19 protein-coding genes are annotated in these 19,942 nt (G+C 70.0%); 2 read left to right on the top strand and 17 right to left on the bottom strand.

All coding sequences use genetic code 11. From position 1 onward, the window contains the following. Window positions 1–77: 77 nt before the first annotated feature. The 13 genes from ACW5F0_RS00160 to rlmE form a co-directional block, all read right to left on the bottom strand. A complete protein-coding gene (locus ACW5F0_RS00160; protein ID WP_456998767.1) occupies window positions 78–3,149 on the bottom strand; it encodes an efflux RND transporter permease subunit in 3,072 nt (1,023 codons plus the stop codon). Beyond that, window positions 3,146–4,237, bottom strand: a complete 1,092-nt coding sequence (locus tag ACW5F0_RS00155) for an efflux RND transporter periplasmic adaptor subunit (RefSeq protein ID WP_456998766.1) — start codon at window positions 4,235–4,237, stop codon at window positions 3,146–3,148. The genes ACW5F0_RS00160 and ACW5F0_RS00155 overlap by 4 nt, the downstream gene beginning before the upstream one ends. Before the next feature lie 243 nt (window positions 4,238–4,480). Next, entirely contained in the window at window positions 4,481–5,773 is a 1,293-nt protein-coding gene (locus tag ACW5F0_RS00150; RefSeq protein ID WP_456998765.1) for an adenylosuccinate synthase, read from the bottom strand. Between the two features lie 25 nt (window positions 5,774–5,798). Continuing rightward, window positions 5,799–5,987 (bottom strand): DUF2065 domain-containing protein, encoded by a 189-nt coding sequence (locus tag ACW5F0_RS00145; RefSeq protein ID WP_456964024.1) that lies wholly within the window; start codon window positions 5,985–5,987, stop codon window positions 5,799–5,801. 16 nt (window positions 5,988–6,003) lie between these two features. After that, entirely contained in the window at window positions 6,004–6,867 is an 864-nt protein-coding gene (hflC, locus tag ACW5F0_RS00140; protein ID WP_456964023.1) for a protease modulator HflC, read from the bottom strand. Then, the gene (hflK, locus tag ACW5F0_RS00135; RefSeq protein WP_456964022.1) at window positions 6,864–8,015 is read right to left on the bottom strand and encodes an FtsH protease activity modulator HflK; all 1,152 of its coding nucleotides are present in this window, start codon (window positions 8,013–8,015) and stop codon (window positions 6,864–6,866) included. The genes hflC and hflK overlap by 4 nt, the downstream gene beginning before the upstream one ends. A 102-nt stretch (window positions 8,016–8,117) precedes the next feature. Then, window positions 8,118–9,425 (bottom strand): ribosome rescue GTPase HflX, encoded by a 1,308-nt coding sequence (gene hflX, locus ACW5F0_RS00130; protein WP_456965226.1) that lies wholly within the window; start codon window positions 9,423–9,425, stop codon window positions 8,118–8,120. 71 nt (window positions 9,426–9,496) lie between these two features. Then, window positions 9,497–9,781: an RNA chaperone Hfq gene (hfq, locus tag ACW5F0_RS00125; RefSeq protein WP_456964021.1), complete on the bottom strand. Its 285-nt coding sequence runs from the start codon at window positions 9,779–9,781 to the stop codon at window positions 9,497–9,499. Between the two features lie 171 nt (window positions 9,782–9,952). After that, a complete protein-coding gene (gene miaA, locus ACW5F0_RS00120; protein ID WP_456964020.1) occupies window positions 9,953–10,903 on the bottom strand; it encodes a tRNA (adenosine(37)-N6)-dimethylallyltransferase MiaA in 951 nt (316 codons plus the stop codon). A 14-nt stretch (window positions 10,904–10,917) separates the two neighbouring features. Continuing rightward, on the bottom strand, window positions 10,918–12,423 hold the full coding sequence (gene putP, locus ACW5F0_RS00115) for a sodium/proline symporter PutP (protein ID WP_456964019.1): 1,506 nt from the start codon (window positions 12,421–12,423) through the stop codon (window positions 10,918–10,920). A gap of 116 nt (window positions 12,424–12,539) precedes the next feature. Continuing rightward, window positions 12,540–13,439 carry a dihydropteroate synthase gene (folP, locus tag ACW5F0_RS00110; RefSeq protein WP_456964018.1) on the bottom strand — a complete coding sequence of 300 codons (900 nt, stop codon included), beginning with the start codon at window positions 13,437–13,439 and terminating at the stop codon, window positions 12,540–12,542. A 126-nt stretch (window positions 13,440–13,565) separates the two neighbouring features. Beyond that, window positions 13,566–15,425, bottom strand: coding sequence for an ATP-dependent zinc metalloprotease FtsH (gene ftsH, locus ACW5F0_RS00105; RefSeq protein ID WP_456965225.1), 1,860 nt, complete (start codon window positions 15,423–15,425; stop codon window positions 13,566–13,568). Between the two features lie 86 nt (window positions 15,426–15,511). Next, a complete protein-coding gene (gene rlmE / locus ACW5F0_RS00100; RefSeq protein ID WP_456964017.1) occupies window positions 15,512–16,144 on the bottom strand; it encodes a 23S rRNA (uridine(2552)-2'-O)-methyltransferase RlmE in 633 nt (210 codons plus the stop codon). Window positions 16,145–16,215: 71 nt separating this feature from the next. On the opposite strand from rlmE, the gene yhbY reads away from it, so the two are divergent. Both yhbY and ACW5F0_RS00090 read left to right on the top strand, forming a co-directional pair. Further along, entirely contained in the window at window positions 16,216–16,521 is a 306-nt protein-coding gene (gene yhbY, locus ACW5F0_RS00095) for a ribosome assembly RNA-binding protein YhbY (protein WP_456964016.1), read from the top strand. 17 nt (window positions 16,522–16,538) lie between these two features. Next, entirely contained in the window at window positions 16,539–16,916 is a 378-nt protein-coding gene (locus tag ACW5F0_RS00090) for an Mth938-like domain-containing protein (protein WP_456964015.1), read from the top strand. Between the two features lie 27 nt (window positions 16,917–16,943). Here ACW5F0_RS00090 and ACW5F0_RS00085 read toward each other — a convergent pair whose 3' ends face one another. From ACW5F0_RS00085 to surE, 4 genes are read right to left on the bottom strand one after another with little or no spacing between them, the layout of a single operon-like run. Next, a complete protein-coding gene (locus tag ACW5F0_RS00085; protein ID WP_456965224.1) occupies window positions 16,944–17,756 on the bottom strand; it encodes a peptidoglycan DD-metalloendopeptidase family protein in 813 nt (270 codons plus the stop codon). Window positions 17,757–17,794: 38 nt separating this feature from the next. Beyond that, the gene (locus ACW5F0_RS00080) at window positions 17,795–18,448 is read right to left on the bottom strand and encodes an exopolysaccharide biosynthesis protein (RefSeq protein ID WP_456964014.1); all 654 of its coding nucleotides are present in this window, start codon (window positions 18,446–18,448) and stop codon (window positions 17,795–17,797) included. 2 nt (window positions 18,449–18,450) lie between these two features. After that, window positions 18,451–19,131, bottom strand: a complete 681-nt coding sequence (locus ACW5F0_RS00075; protein ID WP_456964013.1) for a protein-L-isoaspartate(D-aspartate) O-methyltransferase — start codon at window positions 19,129–19,131, stop codon at window positions 18,451–18,453. After that, window positions 19,128–19,913 carry a 5'/3'-nucleotidase SurE gene (gene surE, locus ACW5F0_RS00070; protein ID WP_456964012.1) on the bottom strand — a complete coding sequence of 262 codons (786 nt, stop codon included), beginning with the start codon at window positions 19,911–19,913 and terminating at the stop codon, window positions 19,128–19,130. The genes ACW5F0_RS00075 and surE overlap by 4 nt, the downstream gene beginning before the upstream one ends. Window positions 19,914–19,942: the final 29 nt, after the last annotated feature.

Genomic DNA, 19,942 nt, shown 5'->3' with positions numbered 1-19,942 from the left:
TAGGGCTAGCGCCATCCGCGAGTTCGGACTGGCCTGGTCTGCTTCTGGCCGGAAGGAGTCTTCAGCGCACGATCACGCTAAGCCTCGGCTATGCTTCCTGCCCTCCCCCGCCGCACCTTCGAAACCACCCACTCCTCCACATCATCCACCAACGTAAACGCCGCCGGCACCACGATCAGGCTCAGCACCGTCGAGGTGATCAACCCGCCGATCACCGCCACCGCCATCGGCATCCTGAAGCTCGCATCCGCCGTCAGCCCCAGCGCGATCGGCATCATGCCCGCGCCCATCGCCATCGTGGTCATGATCACCGGCCTCGCGCGCTTGTGGCAGGCGTCCATCAGCGCCTCGTGCCGGCCCATGCCTTTCTCTCCGGCCATCACGGCGTAGTCCACCAGCAGGATCGAGTTCTTCACCGCAATCCCGATCAGCAAAATCAATCCGATGAGCACCGACAGCGAGATATCCAGCCCGGTGATCAGCAGCGCGCCGAACGCGCCGCCCGCGGCCAGCGGCACCGCCACCAGGATCGTGATCGGCTGGCTGGCGTGGTTGAACAGCAGCAGCAGCACGCCGTAGACGCAGAAGATGCCGGCCACCATGGCCATGGCGAAGCCCCCGAACATCTCGGCGAAGATCTCGCTGTCGCCGGCGGCCTGGCGGTCCACGCCCACGGGCAGGTTGACGAGCGAGGGCAGCGCGTCGATCTGCTTCTCCACTTCGCCCATGGCCATGCCGTTCAAGTCGACGGTAATCGTGACGTTGCGGCGGCGGTCGAAGCGGTCGATCTGCGAGGGGCCGCTGGCGGTGGTGATCTCGGCCACGGACGACAGCGGCACGCTGCCGCCGGTGGCGGTGGGCACGCGCAGTTGGCCGAGCAGTGACGGGTCCGACAGCGCGCGTTCGTCCAGCTGCACGCGGATCGGTACCTGGCGCTCGGGCAGGTTGAGCTTGGCGAGGAACTGTTCGTAGTCGCCGCGCGTGGCGACGCGGGTGGCGGCGGCGATGTCGGCGGTGGACACGCCCAGGTCCGCGGCGCGCGCGGGGTCCGGGCGCACGATCACTTCCGGGCGCACCAGCGAGGCCGATGAGCCGACGGTGCCGAGGCCCGGCAGCTGGCGGATCTCGCGCTCCACGTCGCGCGCGGTGGCGGCCAGCTTCACCGGGTCGTCGCCGGCCAGCACCAGTTGCAGCGCGCGGCCGGGTTCGCCGCCCTGGAAGCTCAGGCGCACGCCGGGAAGATCGGCCAGACGCTCGCGCACCACCGTTTCCAGCTCGTACTGGGTGAGGTCGCGGTCGTCGGTCCAGCGGATGGTGAGCGTGGCCTTGCGCAGCTCGGCGCTGGTGAGGTCGCCGGCCGGACCATTCGCGCCGGAGTTGCTGCCGGCGGTCACGAACACGTGCTCGATCTCGGGGATGTCGGCGATGCGCTGGCGCGCGGTCTCGGCCACGGCTTCGGTGGTGGCGAGCGCGGTGCCGGGCGGCAGTTCGATCAGCACGTTGCTCTGGATGCCGTCGGTCGGCGGGATGAAGGTGACCTTGAGCAGCGGCAGCAGCGCCAGCGAGCCGATGAAGATCGCCAGCGCGATCAGCAGCGTGCGGTTGCGGTGCTTCAGCGAGTTGTCGACGAAGCGCAGGTACCACTGCATCAGCTTCGAGTCGCCCTTGTGCTCGGGCAGGGGCTTGAGCATGTAGGCCGCCATCATCGGCGTGATCAGGCGCGCCACCAGCAGCGAGAACATCACCGCGGCGGCGGCGGTCCAGCCGAACTCGCGGAAGAACTTGCCGGGGATGCCGGGCATGAAGGCCACTGGGATGAACACCGCGGCCAGCGTGCACGAGGTGGCGATCACCGCCAGGCCGATCTCGTCGGCGGCCTCGAGCGCGGCCTGCTTCGGTGTCTTGCCCATGCGCAGGTGGCGGTCGATGTTCTCGACTTCCACGATGGCATCGTCCACCAGGATGCCCACCACCACGGCCAGCGCCAGCAGCGTGATCATGTTGAGGCTGAAGCCCAGCCAGTACATCACCGCGAACGTCGGGATGATCGACAGCGGCAGCGCGATGGCGCTGATGAAGGTGGCGCGGAAGTCGCGCAGGAACAGGAACACCACCAACACCGCGAGCGCCGAGCCCTCGTAGAGCATGTGCATCGAGGATTCGAACGAGTCCTCGGCCACCTGCGTGGTGGAGGCCACCTCCACCATGCGCACGCGCGGCTGCTCCTGCTGCAGCGTCGCCACGCTGTCGCGCACGGCGTTGCCGACGTCCACCTCGCTGGTGCCGGTGGTGCGCTGCACGGCGAAGCCGATCACGGGACGGCCATCGAGCGTGGTGCGCTGGCTGACGGTGGCGTTGCCGTCGCTCACGGTGGCCAGCGTCGACAGCCGCACGCTGCGGCCGTCGGGCATCGAGATCGGGAAGTTGGCGAGGTCGGCGGCAGTGTCGACGGTGCCCAGCGTGCGCACGGCCTGCTCGCTGCCGCCCACGGTGGTGCGGCCACCGGGCTGCTCCTGCTGGATGCGCGCGAGCTGCTGGCTGATCAGCGCCGGGCTGACGCCGAAACCCTGCACGGCCTCGGGCCGCAGGGCCACGCGGATCTCGCGGTCGACGCCGCCGATGCGCCGCACGGTGCCCACGCCGGGTACGGCGAACAGGCGCTTGGACACGGTGTCGTCGATGAACCAGCTGAGCTCCTCGTCGCTCCAGCCGTCGGCGGTGACGGCATAGGTGAGCATGTCGCCGCCGGTGACGTTGACCAGGGAGACGATCGGCGGCTCCACTTCGGCCGGCAGGTCGATGCGCACGCGGTCGATGGCGTCGCGCACCTCGTCCTTGGCGAGGGTGCCGTCCTTCTCGATCTCGAAGGTGAGGATGGTGGTCGACACGCCCTCGTTGACGATCGATGCCGTGTTGCGCAGCGCGGGGATGCTGGCGGTGGCGTCCTCGACCTTGCGCGTGACCTGGGTTTCCAGCGTGCTGGGGCTCGCGCCCGGGAGCAGCACGGTGACGTTGACCACCGGCACGGTGAGGTCAGGGAACTGGGAGACGGCCAGGCGGTTGAAGGCCAGCAGGCCGGCGGCCGTGAGCAGGATAAAGACCAGGATCGCCGGCAAAGGCCGGTGGATCGAAAAGGCGGAGAAGTTCATTCGGCGACGGTCCCGGTCGCCGCGTCAGCGTCTTCGACTACGCGCACCAGATCGCCATCGCCGAGGAAGCCCGCGCCACGCGCAACCACGCGATCGCCCTGCGTCAACCCATCGCTCACTTCGACCATGTCGCCATGCGCCCCGCCCGTCACCACGCCGCGCTCGCGCACGCGGTTGTCCTCGGCCACCGTGAACACATAGGCGCGGCCGTCGCGCCGCACCAGCGCCTCGCGCGGCACCAGCAGCGCCTGCGCCCGACCCAGCACCAGCCGCCCCTGCGCGAACATGCCGGCGCGCAGTCCACCCGGCTCCGGCAGGTCCACGTACACCGTGCCGGTGCGGCTCTGCGCATCCAGCCCCGGCGACACGGTGCGCACGCTGCCTTCGATGAACCCGGCCGGCGACTCCACGCGCACCGGCGTGCCCACGTCCACGCGCAGCAGGTCGCCCTCGGCAAGTTCAGCGCGCCATTCCAGGCGGCCGTCGCGGATCAGGCGCAGCAGCTCCGCGCCCGCGCCCACCACCTGCCCCGGCTGCACGCTGCGCGCCGACACCACGCCCGCCACCGGCGCGCGCACCACGGTGAAGTCCCGCTGCACGCGCGCGGCATCGCGGCTGGCAATAGCGGTGTTGAGGCGCGCTTCGGCATTGGCGCGTGCGGCCTCGGCCTCCTCGGCATCTTGCAGCGCCACCATCTGCGAGTCGGCAAGCTCGCGGATGCGCGCGGCCTTGCGGCGCGCGGTCTCAAGGTTGGTCTGCGCCTCGCGCACCTGGGCATCCGACTGCGCCAGCTGCGAGGCCAGCGTGCGGTCGTCCACGCGCAGCAGCACGTCGCCCGCGGCCACCACGCTGCCGACCTCCACCTCCACGCTCGCCACGCGCAGCCCGGAGAGCTCCACGCCCACCGACACCTCTTCCCACGCCGCCACCGCCCCGGAGGCCACGACCTCGCGCGCAACCTCGCGCATCTGCGGCGTAGCGAGGCTGACCGTCAGGCTGGGCGTCGACTCGGGCGGCGCATCGTCCCCGCAGGCGGCAAGGGCCAAAACGAGGGCCAGGAGTGTGAGGGCACGCAGGAATGGGTGCATCGCGTCGGGAGCCTATTCAGGGATGCGGCACGCTAGCAGCCTGCAGATCATTGCGCGATGACGGCGCCGGCCCTCCCGGCCCGCAGATGCGAGGGATCCCGGGCCGCGCCCGGGACGCCGCGTACCGCTACGCACCGGGTGCCATGGCCCTTGAGGGGGAAGTCAAGGAGGAGGCGATGGCCGCAGGCCGTCGCCGGGGACATGAGCCCTCAAGGGCCATGGCACCCGACGCCTGAAGAAGCCTCAGGCAAACGGATCCTGCAGCACCATCGTGTGCTTCCGGTCCGGCCCGGTGCTCACGATCGACAGCGGGCACCCCGCCAGCTCCTCCAGCGCGCGCAGGTAGGCACGCGCGGCCGGCGGCAGCTTGTCCCACTCGGTGATGCCGTGGGTGTCTTCCGTCCAGCCCGGGAACTCCAGGTACACCGGCTCGCACTCGGCCCAGCCCTGGGCGTCGAGCGGCGCGTACTCGGTCTGCTTGCCGCGGTACTGGTAGCCGATGCACATCTTCAGCTTGTCCATGCCGTCGAGCACGTCCAGCTTGGTGATGCACAGGCCGCTGATGCCGTTGATCGCCACCGCGCGCTTCAGCGCCACGATGTCGATCCAGCCGCAGCGGCGCGGGCGGCCGGTGGTGGCGCCGTATTCCTGGCCCCGGTCGCGCAGGCGCTGGCCGTCTTCGTCGTCGAGCTCGGTCGGGAACGGACCGCCGCCCACGCGCGTGGCGTAGGCCTTGCAGATGCCCAGCACGTAGTCGATCGCGTCCGCGCCGACGCCGGTGCCGGCGAGCGCGCCGCCAACGGTGGTATTGGAGCTGGTGACGTAGGGATAGGTGCCGTGGTCGATGTCGAGCAGCGAGCCCTGCGCGCCTTCGAACAGCACCTTCTTCCCCTGCTTGCGCAGGTCGTGGAGGATGCCGGCGACGTCGGACTTCATCGGCTCGACGTACTCGCCGAATTCCAGTGCCTCGTCATAGGTCTGCTGGAAGTCGACCGCGTCCACGCCCAGGTAACGGGTCAGGACGAAGTTGTGGTAATCCAGCGCCGTGCGCAGCAATTCTTCCAGCTGCGCGGGATAGTGCAGGTCGGCCACGCGGATGCCGCGGCGCGCCACCTTGTCTTCGTACGCCGGGCCGATGCCGCGCCCGGTGGTGCCGATGGCCTTGCCGCCGGCGGCCTTCTCGCGGGCCTGATCCAGGGCGATGTGGTACGGCATGATCAGGGGCGTGGCCGGGCTGATCTTCAGGCGGCTGCGCACTTCCACGCCGGCTTCTTCCAGCTCGGCAATCTCCTTCATCAGCGCGGCGGGCGAAAGCACCACGCCGTTGCCGATCAGGCACAGCGCGTCGTCGCGCAGGATGCCGGAGGGGATCAGGTGCAGCACGGTCTTCTTGCCGCCGATCACGAGCGTGTGGCCGGCGTTGTGTCCGCCCTGGAAGCGGACCACGCCGCCGATGTCCTGCGTCAGCAGGTCGACGATCTTGCCCTTGCCTTCGTCGCCCCACTGGGCGCCCAGCACCACTACCGACTGGCCCATGGCCACTACTCCTGAATAGAAAGGTTCAGCCCTGCCGCAACCACCACAGCGACAGCAGGCCCGCCGCCAGCACCACGGCCCCGATGGTCCGCAGCTGGCGCTCGGGCGTGGCCAGCATCTGCGCCATCGCCCGCTTCCACGCGCCGGGTGCTGCGAACAGCACCAGGCCTTCAAGCACCGCCACCAGGCACAGCGCGGCCCAGAGATCCTTCACCGGGGCGCCCGCCTGCTCAGCGGTCGCTGCGCATGTACTGCAGGAACGGGTCGTTGCGCTCCAGCACCATCACCGCCTCGCCGGAAGAGAAGGCGCGGCGATAGGCGTCCAGGCTGCGCTGGAAGGCGAAAAACGCGGGGTCGCGGTTCGCAGCGAGCGCATAGATGCCCGCGGCCTCGGCATCGCCCTCGCCTCGCAGCACCTGCGCGTCGCGCTCGGCCTCGGCCAGCAGCACGGTCTGTTCGCGGTCGGCCTCGGCGCGGACGATGCGCGCCTGCTCCTCGCCCTCGGCGCGCAGCGCGGCGGCCACCTGGCGGCGCTCGGCGCGCATGCGGTCGTAGACCTGGCCGATCACTTCGCTGTCGGTGGGCAGGTCGATCTGCTTGAAGCGGATGTCGACCACCTGCATGCCCAGGGTGCGGGCACCCTCGTTGATGCCGGGCAGCTGGCGGTCGATCAGCTCGGCGCGGTTGCCCGACACCAGCTGGGTCAGGGTCTGCGAGTTGATCTCGTTGCGCAGCGATTCCTTGATGATCGGCGCCAGGCGCGCGGTGACCAGCTCTTCATTGCCGCCGGTGGCGCGGTAGAAATCAGCGGCGTCGACGATGAAGCCGATGGCGACGAAGTCGACGCTGATGTCCTTGCGCTCGGACGTCAGCGAGCGCTCGGGCGGGAACTCGTTGGCCTGGAAGCGGCGGTCGAACACGCGCGCGCTTTCCACCAGCGGGATCTTGAAGTGCAGGCCCGGACCGAGGTCCGTGCGCGCCACGCGGCCGAGGTTCAGCACCAGGCCGACCTGGCCCTCGCGGACCACGAACATCGAGCCGAGCAGGCCGAGGATCACGACCAGCACGATGGGAACGATCAGCTGCGGCTTCATCGGGTGCCTCCATCGCGCGAGGGGCGCGGCAGGTTGCTGGTGGCGGCGGGCACGGTGGCCTCGGCTTGCGGCCTGGGATCGAGCGGCGGCGTGACGATGTCGGGCGTCAGCAGGGGCGGCTGCGATGCGCCCTGCCCTGCCATCGGCACGTAGATCAGCTGCTGGCCGTCGCCACCGACGACCGTGCGGTTGTCGGCCAGGACGTCTTCGACCGTCTCCAGCCACAGGCGCTTGCGGGTGACTTCGGGCGCCTTGGCGTACTCGTTGACCAGCAGGGTGAACCGTTCGGCGTCACCGGTGGCACGGGCCACGGACGCGGTCTTGTAACCCTCGGCCGTGGTGCGCACGCGCTGCGCCTGGCCGCGGGCCTCGGGCACGATGCGCGCGGCGTAGGCACGGGCCTCGTTCACCAGGCGCTCGTTCATCTGCTGGGCGCTGTTGACCTCGTCGAAGGCCGGCTTGACGGCCTCCGGCGGGCGGGCGTCCTGCAGGCTGAGCTCGGTCACGATCAGGCCGGTGCGATAGGTGTCGAGCGAGGCCTGCAGCGACGTCGCCGCGGCGGCCGACAGCGGGCCGCGCGCGTTGAGCGCGGAGTCGAGGTTCGAGCGGCCGATCTGCTCGCGCACCGCGCTCTGCGAGATCTGCTCGAGCACCCGGTCGGCATCACGCGAGCCGAACAGGTACATCTGCGGATCGCTGACCCGGTACTGGACGTTGAACGACACGGTGACGATGTTCTCGTCGCGGGTCAGCACCGGCAGGCTGTTGCTGAAGGTGCGCACGCCGGTGGTGTTGAGCTTGGTGACCGTTTCGATCGGCCACGGCAGCTTGAAGTTCGGGCCGGGCTGCATGACGCGGGCGAACTTGCCGAAGCGCAGCACCACGCCGCGATCCTGCTCGCCGACCAGCACGAAGCAGTTGAAGGCCAGCCACAGCACCAGCGCGATGCCGATCCAGCGCAGCGGGTTGCCACCACCGCCGCCGCCGCCGAAGAGGCCGCGGAGCTGGTCGAGGATGCCGTCGAAGGGACCACGGCCGCGGCCACCGCCGCTGCGGCGCGGCGGCCAGGGATTCTGACGGCGGCCATTGCCGCTGTCGCCGCCCGAACCGCGGTCGTCGTTGTTCTTGCCGGGGATGTTCCAGGCCATGCTGGCTCCAGTCTGGGGATCCCGCCGCCGGGGCCCGGCGACGAATAAGGACATTCTACAAGGTGCGGGCGCGGCAGGTCCTGCCCGCCCACACCGGGAAACTCAGGCCGCGGGCAGCAGCGGCCGCAGGGGCTCGCCGTCATCCTGCGCCGCCAGGCGCCGGGCGTCGCTCAGCGGCAGGTCGATGGCGAGCGTCCAGCCGTGCTCGTCATGCGACTCGCCGCGGATGGCGTCGACTTCGTGCAGGCGCGCGCGCAGGCGGCCGGCATCCGGCGGCAGGCGCAGCTCGCCCTGCAGGCGGCGCAGGCCCAGGCGGCGGCCCAGCGCGCTGCGCAGCAGGTCGATGCCGTCGTGGTCGCGCGCGGAGACCCACACCCGCTCGCGCACGGCGGCTTCGTCGGGATGGTCGCTGGCATGCGGCTGGTCATGGCGCGCGGGCACGCCCAAGCGGTCGACCTTGTTGTAGACCAGCAGCTGCGGGAGGTCGCCGGCGCCGATCTCGCCCAGCACCTCGTCCACCTGCGCCACGCGCTCGTCGCGCAGCGGATCCGAGGCATCGATGACGTGGATCAGCAGGTCGGCCTCGCGGGCCTCGCTGAGGGTCGAGCGGAAGGCGGCCACCAGCTCATGCGGCAGGTCGCGCACGAAGCCGACGGTATCGGCCAGCACCACGTAGCCGCCCGGCAGGGTGATCTTGCGCACGGTGGGGTCCAGCGTGGCGAACAGCTGGTCGGCGGCGTAGGCGTCGGCGCCGGTCAGGGCGTTGAAGAGCGTGGACTTGCCGGCGTTGGTATAGCCGACCAGGGCCACGCGCGGCAGTTCGCTGCGCACGCGGGCGCGGCGCATCTGCGTGCGCTGCACTTCGACCTTGGCCAGACGCGCCTGCAGCTGTTCGACGCGCTTCTGCAGCAGCCGGCGGTCGGTCTCGAGCTGGGTCTCGCCAGGGCCGCGCAGGCCGATCGAGCCGCCGCGCTGGCTGTCCAGGTGGCTCCAGCCGCGCACCAGGCGCGTGGCCATGTGCCGCAGCTGCGCAAGTTCGACCTGCAGCTTGCCCTCGTGGCTGCGCGCACGCTGGGCGAAGATGTCGAGGATCAGGCCGGTGCGGTCGACCACGCGGCGCTCGAGTAACTTCTCGAGGTTGCGTTCCTGACCCGGGGACAGGGGATGGTTGACCAGCACCAGGTCGGCGCCGGTGGCGTCGGCCGCGGCCTTGATCTCATCGAGCTTGCCGCTGCCCAGCAGGGTGGCGGGGTTCGGGCGGCCGATGCGCGCGGGCATGACGTGGGCCACGGTCGCGCCTGCCGAGCGGGCAAGCTCGGCGAACTCTTCCAGCGCGCCCTCGTCCGGCGGACCGCCGGAATGGGGCTGGACCAGCAGCGCGTGCTCGCCCTTGCGGGAACGTTCAAACAGCTGGGTGGGCATGCGGTCGGCGGCGTGTTGTCATGGCCCTGAGATGGGGCCGGATGGCGCCGACGCAACCGTCATTCGGACTCGTCGTCGCCCGCTTCGCCGCCAGTGGCATCGTCGGAGGCCTGCACGACGCCGCCGCCCGGGCCCACGCGCACGTTGCGCGCCGGCACGACGGTCGAGATCGCGTGCTTGTAGACCATCTGGCTGACGGTATTGCGCAGCAGCACCACGAACTGATCGAAGGATTCGATCGTGCCCTGCAGCTTGATGCCGTTGACGAGGTAGATCGATACCGGCACCCGCTCGCGGCGCAGGGCGTTCAGGAAAGGATCCTGCAAAGACTGTCCCTTGGACATTCGGTGTTCCCCAACTGGTTTCTTGTTGTTATGGATGAATACGGCTTCGCGCCACGTTGCCCGACCGCTCCCCGGTGGCAACGCTCCGATCTTATACGACCTGCGCTGCTGCCGACGGTTGAAGGCATGACGCCGTGACCATGCGCACGCCCGGATCCGGCCCCGGGCGCCTCAGCGGAGGAAGGCGTCGACCGCGCGGGCGGGGGCGCGGGCGTCCACGGTGGGGTCGAACCTGAGCGCGTCGAATTCCCCGCGCAGCCAGGTGAACTGGCGCTTCGCCAGCTGGCGGGTGGCGGCGATCGCCCGCTCGCGGAAGCCCCGGGCGTCGGTGGCACCGTCGAGGAATTCCCAGGCCTGGCGGTAGCCAACCGCGCGCAGCGCCGGCAGGTCCAGCGGTGCGGGATGGTCGCGCAGCTCCGGCAAGGCGCGCAGCACTTCGACCTCGGCCAGGAAGCCGGCTTCGAGCATCGCGTCGAGCCGGCCGACGATGCGTTCGTGCAGCACCGCCCGGTCGCGCGGGGCCAGCACCAGCTTGAGCACCCGGTACGGCAGACGCACCGGTGCCGGGTCCGCGCGCCAGTCGCTGATCGCGCGCCCGCTCAGGCGATGGACTTCCAGCGCGCGCTGGATCCGCTGTGCGTCGGTGGCATGGATGCGCTGCGCGGCCGCGGGATCCACCTGCGCGAGCTCTGCGTGCAGCGCCGCCCAGCCGCGTTCGTCCGCCTCCCCTGCCAGCTGCGCGCGCACCGACGCATCCGCGGATGGCATCGACGACAAGCCCTGCAGCAGCGCGCGGAAATACAGTCCGGTGCCGCCGGCCAGGATCGGCAGCCGGCCGCGCGCGGCGATGGCGTCCATCGCGACCCGGGCGTCGGCGGCGAACTCGGCGGCCGAGTACGGCTCCCAGGGTTTGCGGATGTCGACCAGGTGGTGCGGAACCCCGGCGCGTTCATCGGCCGTGGGCTTGGCCGCGCCGATGTCGAGGCCGCGGTACACCAGCGCCGAATCGACGCTGACGATCTCCCCGCCCAGGCGCCGCGCGCAGTCGATCGCGAACGCGGTCTTGCCCGACGCGGTCGGGCCCATCAGTGCGACGGCACAGGGACGCCTGTCGATCGGCATCTCCGGCCCCGCGCTCAGTAACCGGTTTCGCGAAGCGAGGCCCGCACTTCGTCATGGGTGCTGCGGATGTCCTGCGCCGGCGCGCGCCCCAGCAGACTCACGGAGACGATCGCAAGGGTCGCGGCGGCGAAGCCGGGCACGATCTCGTACAACTGGAAATCCATCCGCTCGACCGCGATCTGCTTCCAGGCGATCACCACCACCGCGCCGGTCACCATGCCGGCCAGCGCGCCGTCGCGCGTCATCCGGCCCCAGAACAGCGACAGCACCAGCACCGGCCCGAAGGCGGCGCCGAAGCCGGCCCAGGCGTAGGACACGAGGCCCAGCACCCGGCTGTCCGGATCGCGCGCCAGCCACAGCGCCACCAGCGACACCGCCAGCACGCTGGCGCGCCCGACCCAGACCAGCTCGCGCTGGCTGGCCTGCTTGCGCAGGAATCCGCGATAGAAATCTTCCGACAGCACGCTGGAGCACACCAGCAGCTGGCTCGACAGCGTGCTCATCACCGCCGCCAGGATCGCGGACAGGATCACGCCGGCGATCCAGGGGTTGAACAGCAGCTCGACCGCGGCGATGAACACCCGCTCGGGGTTGGCCTCCACCGGACCGGCGGCATCGGGGTGGAGGTGGAAGAAGGCGATGCCGAAGAAGCCCACCATCAGCGAGCCGAGCAGGCACAGGATCATCCAGGTCATGCCGATCTTCCGCGCCTTGGGAATCGCGTGCACGCTCTCGGCGGCCATGAACCTGGCCAGGATGTGTGGCTGGCCGAAATAGCCCAGGCCCCAGGCAATCGCAGACACGATCGCGAGCATGCCGCCGGCGCCCACCCACTCCAGCCGCGCGGGATCGATCTCGCGGATCAGCTCGACGCTACCGTCGAAGCCACCGCTGGCCACCACCACCATCACGGGCGTGACGATCAGCGCGAACAGCATCAGCGTGCCCTGCGCGACGTCGGTCCAGCTCACCGCGAGGAAGCCGCCCACCATCGTGTAGAGGATGGTCACCGCCGCCCCCCACCAGATCGCCTGCGCGTAGGACATGCCGAAGACGCTCTCGAACAGCCGTGCGCCCGCCACGACGCCCGAGGCGCAGTACACCGCGAAGAACACCAGGATCACCAGCGCCGCCAGCACCCGCAGCACGCGGTTGCGGTCGCTGAAGCGGTTGGTGAGGTAGTCCGGCAGGGTCAGCGCGTTGCCGGTGCGCTCGGTGTAGACGCGCAGCGGGCCGGCGACGTAGCGCCAGTTGAGCCAGGCACCCAGCGTCAGGCCGATCGCGATCCAGGCTTCGGCCAGGCCGCTGGCGTACAGCGCACCGGGCAGGCCCATCATCAGCCAGCCGCTCATGTCGGACGCGCCGGCCGACAGCGCGGTCACGACCGGTCCGAGCTTGCGGCCGCCCAGGATGTAGTCGTCGAAGTTCTTGGTCGAGCGCCAGGCGAACACGCCGATCAGCACCATTCCGGCGAGATAGACAAGGAAGGTGATGATGAGCGGCGTGCTGGTCTGGAACATGAGTGCTGGAATCCCCCGGGTCGACGCCACCGCCCCACCGGCGCCAGCGGGGGCAGCCTAACGCAGGCCTGCAGGCCGATGCACACCGGGCCGCGGCAGTGCGCCGCGGCAGGCGCTCAGGCGTCGTCCGGCCAGGCGATGGCTGGCGCGGGCGTCGCGATGCGCGGGACCGGCACCGCATCCACCGCCGCCCAGACCTTGAGCGCGTCGACGGTAGCGGCCACGTCGTGCACGCGCAGCAGCATTGCGCCGCGCTGCGCGGCGATGAGGTGCGCGGCCACCGAGCCGTGCACGCGCTGCCGCGGTTCGTCGCGCCCGGTGACCTCGCCGATGCTGCGCTTGCGCGACAGGCCGGCGAGCACCGGCACGCCGAGTTGGATGAAGCGTTCGAAGCGCGCCAGCAGGGTGATGTTGTGCGCGGTGGTCTTGCCGAAGCCGAAGCCCGGGTCGGCCACGATGTGCTTGCGCGGGATGCCGGCCATCTCGGCGGCGAAGATGCGCTCGGCGAGGAAGCGGTGCACCTCGGCGACCACGTCGTCGTACGCCGGCGCCTCCTGCATCGAGCGCGGCTCGCCGAGCATGTGCATCAGCACCACCGGCACGCCGGCCGCGGCGGCCACGTCCAGTGCGCCCTCGGCGCGCAGCGCGCGGATGTCGTTGATCATCCCGGCACCGGCGTCGACCGCGGCGCGCATCACCTCCGGGCGCCAGGTGTCGATGCTGATCGGAACCGGTGTCTCGCGCGCCAGGCGTTCGATCACCGGCACCACGCGGCGGATCTCCTCCTCCACGCCCACGCTGTCGGATCCGGGACGGGTGGATTCGCCGCCGACGTCCAGGATGTCGGCGCCTTCGCCTGCGAGCTGCAGGCCGTGCGCGACCGCGGCGTCGAAGTCGAAGTGATCGCCGCCATCGGAGAAGGAATCCGGGGTGACGTTGACGATGCCCATCACGCGCGGGCGGTCCAGGCGCAGGGGGCGGCCGGCGCAGTCGAGGGTGGCGACGGTGTCGAACATCCAGGAACTCCTTGGCGACAGATAACGATTATCACCCGGCGCAAACGAAACGGGGCCCGCATGAGCGGGCCCCGGTCGCAGCTATAGCTGCTCCTACGGTGGTGGTCGAGGAGGAGTGGATGTCGGTCAGGCTTGGGGCGCGGGATCGGTGATCGGCGGCAGCGGGCGCTTGCTGCCGCTGTCATCGTCGTCACCCTTCGGCTCCGGCTTGATCCAGCCGATCGGCGGCGGCGGGTCGCGGCCTTCCATGATGGCGTCGATCTGCGGCACGTCGATGGTCTCGTACTCCAGCAGGAGCTTTGCCATCGCGTGCAGCTTCTCGATGTTCTCGGTGAGGATGGCCTTGGTGCGGTTGTAGGCGCTGTCGAGGATGTCGCGCACTTCCTCGTCGATCCTGCGCGCGGTCTCGTCGGACACGCTCTTGTGCTGCGTGACCGAGCGACCCAGGAACACCTCGTCCTCTTCCTCGCCGTAGGCGATCGGGCCGAGTTGTTCCGACAGGCCCCACTTGGTGACCATGGCGCGGGCCATCTTGGTGGCGCGCTCGATGTCGTTGGAGGCACCGGTGGTGACCTTGTCGGTGCCGAAGATCAGCTCTTCCGCCACGCGGCCGCCGTACAGCGTCGCCAGGCGGCTGTGCAGGCTTTCACGGGTGGAGCTGTAGCGATCGCCTTCGGGCAGGAACTGGGTCACACCCAACGCGCGGCCGCGCGGGATGATGGTGACCTTGTAGACCGGGTCGTGGTCGGGCACCAGGCGGCCGACGATGGCGTGGCCGGCCTCGTGGTACGCGGTGTTGGTCTTTTCTTCCTCGCTCATGGCCATCGAGCGGCGCTCGGCGCCCATCAGGATCTTGTCGCGCGCCTTGTCGAAGTGGTCCATGCGGACGTCCTTCGCGTTCTCGCGCGCGGCGAACAGCGCCGCCTCGTTGACGAGGTTGGCAAGGTCCGCGCCGGAGAAGCCAGGCGTGCCACGCGCGACCACCATCGGCTCGACGTCGTCGGCCAACGGCACCTTGCGCATGTGCACCTGCAGGATCTGCTCGCGGCCGCGCACGTCGGGCAGGCCCACCACGACCTGGCGGTCGAAGCGGCCCGGGCGCAGCAGCGCGGGGTCGAGCACGTCGGGGCGGTTGGTGGCGGCGACCACGATCACGCCCTCGCCGCCCTCGAAACCGTCCATCTCGACCAGCAGCTGGTTCAGCGTCTGCTCGCGCTCGTCATGCCCGCCGCCCAGGCCGGCACCGCGGTGGCGGCCGACGGCGTCGATCTCGTCGATGAAGATGATGCACGGCGCGTGCTTCTTGGCCTGCTCGAACATGTCGCGCACGCGGCTGGCGCCGACGCCGACGAACATCTCGACGAAGTCCGAGCCCGAGATCGAGAAGAACGGCACCTTGGCCTCGCCGGCGATCGCCTTGGCCAGCAGCGTCTTGCCGGTGCCGGGCGGGCCGACCATCAGCACGCCGCGCGGGATCTTGCCGCCGAGCTTCTGGAAGCGCGAGGGATCGCGCAGGAACTCGACCAGCTCCGACACTTCTTCCTTGGCCTCGTCGCAGCCGGCGACGTCGGCGAAGGTGACCTTGACCTGGTCGTCGCTCAGCAGCTTGGCGCGCGAGCGGCCGAAGGACATCGCGCCCTTGCTGCCACCCTGCTGCATCTGCCGCATCATGAAGAACCAGAAGCCGATGATCAGCAGCACCGGCAGGAAGTTGAGCAGCAGCGACCACAGCGTGATGCCCGACTCCGGCGGCGCCTGCTTGATCTCGACGTTGTGGTTCATCAGGTCATCGACCATGCGCTCGTCGCGGCGCGGCGCGGTGGTGATGCCGCTGGTGCCGTCCTTGCGCTGGAACTGGACCGAGCGCTCGTCGCTCGCGATGTCCACGGACTGGATGCGGTCGGTGCGGACCTCGGTCATGAACTGCGAGTACATGACCTCCTGGCTGCCGGGCACGGTGGGGCTGAAGCTGTTGAAGACCACCATCAATACGACGGCGACCACCACCCAAAGCATCAGATTCTTGACCAGGTCGTTCATTCTCGATTCCGCTCCGCGGCAACGCCGCTAGGTTACTTGATCCGTTCCAGCTTGCCCTGCGCCAAGGCATAGACTTCCGGCGAACGCTGGCGCGAGGCCGCCGGCTTGCGGACCGCGACCTTCGCGTACCGCCGGCGCAGCTCGCGCACGTAATCGTCGAACCCGGTCCCGTGGAACAGCTTGATCAGGAAGGCGCCACCCGGACGCAGGTGCCGGTCGGCGAAATCCATCGCAAGCTCGGACAGGTGCATGGCCCGGGGCTGGTCGACGGCTGCTACACCACTCTTGTTGGGGGCCATGTCGGACAAGACAAGGTCCACGGGCGCCCCGCCAAGCATCGATTCGAGCTGCGAGAGCACCACATCGTCCCTGAAATCGCCATGAAGGAACTCGACGCCGGCGAGCGGCGGCATGTCCAGGATGTCCAGGGCGATCACCCGGCCGCTGTCGCCCAGGGCCTGGCGGACCCATTGCGACCAGCCCCCGGGGGCGGCGCCAAGGTCGACCACCGTCATGCCCGGCTTCAGCAGGCGGTCGCGGGCGACCAGTTCCTCGAGCTTGTACGCCGCGCGCGAACGCATGCCCTCGGCCTGCGCCTTCTTCACGAAGGGGTCGGCGAAGTGCTCCTGGAGCCAGCGCTGGCTGCTTTTACTGCGGGTGGCCATCGCCTGCGGACGGAGCAATTGCGGGCCGCCATGATACCCTGCGTGGCCCTCCGCACCTGACTGCAGCCCACATGACCGCCGACCTTACCGCCGCCCAGATCCGCTTCCTGCGCGGCCAGGCCCACGGGCTCAAGGCGATGCTGCAGCTTGGCGGAAAAGGCCTGACCGACGCCGTGGTGGCCGAGGTCGAAGGCGCACTTGGGCACCACGAGCTGATCAAGGTGAAGGTGGCCGCGGCCGACCGCGAGGCGCGCGACGCCCTGATGGCCGAGCTGGCCAAGCGCAGCGGTGCCGTGCTGGTCCACCGCATCGGCCACGTCGCCGTGCTCTACCGCCCCAACAGCGAGAAGCGCCAGATCGTCCTGCCGCGAGGCTGAGCCCGGGAGGCCGCGCGATGGATCTCGTCCAGGAACGCCCGGATTACGACTACGTGCTGCGCGCCGCCGACGGCCGTTCGGCGCGGGTGAATGATCGCCAGCTCTCCGCCAGTTTCATCATCTCGCCCGATCGCCTGGTCGAGGACTGGGCGGCCGCGCCCATCGCCGGACTCACGCCGGAACAGCTCGAGCCGCTGCTCGCACTGGATCCCGAAGTGCTCGTGATCGGCACCGGCGACACGCAGGGTTTCCCGCCGCCGCGCACGATGGCCGCCTGCCTTGCGCGCGGCGTGGGCCTGGAAGCAATGACCAACGCCGCTGCCGCGCGCACCTTCAACGTGCTGGCCAGCGAAGGCCGGCGCGTGGTGGCTGGATTCATCCTCTCCGGCAGCTGAGCACCGGAACGTCGCGGTCGCGCGCGCTCAGCGGCGCGGCAGGTAGCGCAGCGGATCGACCGGCTTGCCGTTGTAGCGGATCTCGAAGTGCAGCATGTCGCGGTCTGCGCCGGTGCGGCCCATTTCCGCGATCTGCTGGCCGGCCTTCACCCGGTCGCCCTCGCCCACCAGGCGCTTGCGGTTGTGGCCATAGGCCGACAGCCATTGCTCGTCGTGCTTGATGATCACCAGTTCACCGTAGCCGACCAGGCCGGAACCCGAGTACACCACCACGCCGTCGCCGGCGGCACGCACCGCCTGCCCCGCCGAACCCGCCACGCCGATGCCCTGACGGGTCGGATCGCCATCGACATACCGGCTGACGAGAGACCCGTCGGCAGGCCAGCGCCAGGACACGGCGCTGCTCGCAGGCGCCGAGCCCGTGGGCTGCGGCGGGGCCTGCGTGGGCTGCACGGCCCTGCCGCGGCTGTCGGTGACCGGGCGCGAAGTGCCGCTCGTGCCGCCACCCGACGCGGTGGACGTGCCGGCCGTGCGCGTGTTGCCGCCCATGCCCGACGACGGATACAGGCGCAGCCGCTGTCCGGGATAGATCGTGTACGGGGCCTGGATGCCGTTCCACATCGCCAGGTCGAGCGGACTGATGCCGTTGTTGACCGCCAAGCGGTAGAGGTTGTCGCCCTTGCGCACGGTGACCGTCTGCCCCGGCTTCGGCGCCGACGCGCGCGTCGCCGAAGCGCCACCTTCGCGGACCACCTTGCTCGTGCCGCAGCCGGCAAGTGCCAGCATCAGTGCGACGGCGGGAACCAGGGCGATGCGGGCGGTGCGACGGATCGGGAGCATGCGCGAGGGAACCTCCAGGCTGGGCATGGTGTGTGGATTCAACCTGCGAAATGCTGCCACAGGTGCGTCAGGGCCAGTCCGCTGCTTCCGATCAGCACGCTGAAATAGATCACGGTGCAGATCGTGGCGAGATGGCCGAGCAGCACCGCACCGCCATCACGCTGGATGAAGCCCACAGCGTAAAGCAGCAGCGCGATCGCGGGGATGGTGTTGCTGAACGGAATGAGTCCGAACGGCGCCATCAGCAGCAGCGCGGCGAAAATGAAAGCGAGGTTGTTGAACACCCGCTGCGGGCGGCCGTCGACCACGGCGGCCATGCGGTGCGGACGGCTGATGCGCTCCAGCCGGCGCACCCAGGACATGCCCGCGGTGAGTGCGGGGCGCAGGCGATCGGCGGGCAGCTGCCGTTCCGCCAGCCGCTTCGGCACCCACAGCGGGCGTCCGGACAGGCGGCTGATCCCGACCAGCAGGATCGCCGCGCCGAACACCGTGCTCACGCCCGGGATCGATACCGGGATCAGGAACACCAGGGTCAGCAGGATCGACAGCACCAGCAGGCCTTCGTCGCCGATGACGCCGAGCAGTTCGCCCAGGCTCATCGAACCCGTTGGCAGGCGCGCGATGACCGCTTCGAGCTGGGTACGCAGCGAGGCGTCGCCAGCGGGGCCGGACGGGGGCACGGATGCGGTCATGCCTAGTCCACCAGTCCGGAGAGCAGGGGCACGAAGGCAACGCTGGCCAGCGTGTCCTGGGTGATGTGGCCTTCGGCGTCCTTGCGCAGGCGCAGCAGCGACTGCGCGCCGCCCGCGCCGACCGGTGCCACCAGCACGCCGCCCGGAGCCAACTGCGAGGTCAGCGCCTCGACCAGGGCCGGCGCACCCGCGGTGACCAGGATGCCGTCGAAAGGCGCTTCCTCCGGCCAGCCGATGCGGCCGTCGTCGTGCTTGCTGCGCACGTTGAGCCCGAGCGAGCGGAAGCGCTTGCGCGCGACCCGCAGCAGGTCGCCGATGCGCTCGACGGTGAACACCTCCAGCCCGAGCGCGCCAAGGATCGCCGCCTGGTAGCCGGAGCCGGTGCCGACCTCGAGCACGCGCTTGGGCTGGGCGCCGTCGAACAGGGCTTCGGTCATCCGCGCCACCACCCAGGGCTGGGAGATGGTCTGGCCGTGGCCGATCGGCAGCGCGGTGTCCTCGTAGGCGCGGGTGGCCAGCGCCTCGTCGATGAACAGGTGCCGCGGCACCACGCGGATGGCGTTGAGCACGCGCTCGTCGGTGATGCCGTTGCCGCGCAGGCGTTCGATCAGGCGGTCGCGCACGCGCTGCGAGGTCATGCCGACACCGAGCGCTTCGGGCTGCAGCCGCAGCCGCGGCGTCACGCCGGGCCTCCGTTGCGCAGGGCTTCTTCGAGCCCGCCGACCCAGGCGGCGACCTGCTCGAGCGCCTGGTAGCGCGTCAGGTCGACCTGGATCGGCGTGATCGCGATGTGCTTCGTGCGCACGGCGTGGAAATCGGTGCCCGGGCCCGAGTCGGCCTCGGCGCCGGCGCCGCCGATCCACCAGAAGTGGCGGCCGCGCGGGTCCTTCGCCGGAATGCAGGCTTCCGCGCGATGGCGGTTGCCCAGGCGCGTGACCTCGAAGCCCTCGATTTCCGACCAGGGCAGGTCGGGCACGTTGACATTGAGGATGGTGTCGGCGGGCAGTGGATCAGCCTTCAAGCGGGCGACGATCTCGACCGCGGCGCGCGCGGCGGATTCGTAATGCCGGCCAACATGGTCGCGCGTCACCAGCGACACCGCCACCGCGGGCAGGCCCAGGAACCGGCCTTCCATCGCCGCGGCAACGGTGCCCGAATAGATGACGTCATCGCCCAGGTTGGCGGTGTTGTTGATGCCCGAGACCACGATGTCGGGATCGTGGTCGAGCATGCCGGTAATGGCGACGTGGACGCAGTCGGTCGGCGTGCCGTGGACGCGCCAGGTCGACGCATCGAGCTGCACCGCCTGCAGCGGCAGGTCGAGGGTGAGGGAATTGCTGGCGCCGGAGCGATCGCGATCGGGGGCGACGACGGTGACCTCGTGGCCGGCGGCACGCAGGCCTTCGGCGAGTGCGCTGATGCCGGGGGCGTCGACGCCGTCGTCGTTGCTAACGAGGATTTTCATTGCGTCGATGATAACGGAACGCGACGCCC

The sequence above is a fragment of the Luteimonas sp. A534 genome (genome assembly GCF_054072805.1).
Note: the sequence above shows the minus strand (reverse complement) of the source record. Positions and strands in the feature narration are given on the sequence as shown.

Coding starts and splice junctions, on each gene's coding strand:
- ACW5F0_RS00080 (WP_456964014.1), bottom strand. CDS start 18,448: ATGACCGCATCCGTGCCCCCGTCCGGCCCCGCTGGCGACGCCTCGCTG.
- ACW5F0_RS00090 (WP_456964015.1), top strand. CDS start 16,539: ATGGATCTCGTCCAGGAACGCCCGGATTACGACTACGTGCTGCGCGCC.
- putP (WP_456964019.1), bottom strand. CDS start 12,423: ATGTTCCAGACCAGCACGCCGCTCATCATCACCTTCCTTGTCTATCTC.
- hfq (WP_456964021.1), bottom strand. CDS start 9,781: ATGTCCAAGGGACAGTCTTTGCAGGATCCTTTCCTGAACGCCCTGCGC.
- ACW5F0_RS00160 (WP_456998767.1), bottom strand. CDS start 3,149: ATGAACTTCTCCGCCTTTTCGATCCACCGGCCTTTGCCGGCGATCCTG.
- surE (WP_456964012.1), bottom strand. CDS start 19,913: ATGAAAATCCTCGTTAGCAACGACGACGGCGTCGACGCCCCCGGCATC.
- ACW5F0_RS00155 (WP_456998766.1), bottom strand. CDS start 4,237: ATGCACCCATTCCTGCGTGCCCTCACACTCCTGGCCCTCGTTTTGGCC.
- rlmE (WP_456964017.1), bottom strand. CDS start 16,144: ATGGCCACCCGCAGTAAAAGCAGCCAGCGCTGGCTCCAGGAGCACTTC.
- miaA (WP_456964020.1), bottom strand. CDS start 10,903: ATGCCGATCGACAGGCGTCCCTGTGCCGTCGCACTGATGGGCCCGACC.
- hflK (WP_456964022.1), bottom strand. CDS start 8,015: ATGGCCTGGAACATCCCCGGCAAGAACAACGACGACCGCGGTTCGGGC.
- ACW5F0_RS00085 (WP_456965224.1), bottom strand. CDS start 17,756: ATGCTCCCGATCCGTCGCACCGCCCGCATCGCCCTGGTTCCCGCCGTC.
- ftsH (WP_456965225.1), bottom strand. CDS start 15,425: ATGGTGGTCTTCAACAGCTTCAGCCCCACCGTGCCCGGCAGCCAGGAG.
- folP (WP_456964018.1), bottom strand. CDS start 13,439: ATGTTCGACACCGTCGCCACCCTCGACTGCGCCGGCCGCCCCCTGCGC.
- ACW5F0_RS00150 (WP_456998765.1), bottom strand. CDS start 5,773: ATGGGCCAGTCGGTAGTGGTGCTGGGCGCCCAGTGGGGCGACGAAGGC.
- hflC (WP_456964023.1), bottom strand. CDS start 6,867: ATGAAGCCGCAGCTGATCGTTCCCATCGTGCTGGTCGTGATCCTCGGC.
- yhbY (WP_456964016.1), top strand. CDS start 16,216: ATGACCGCCGACCTTACCGCCGCCCAGATCCGCTTCCTGCGCGGCCAG.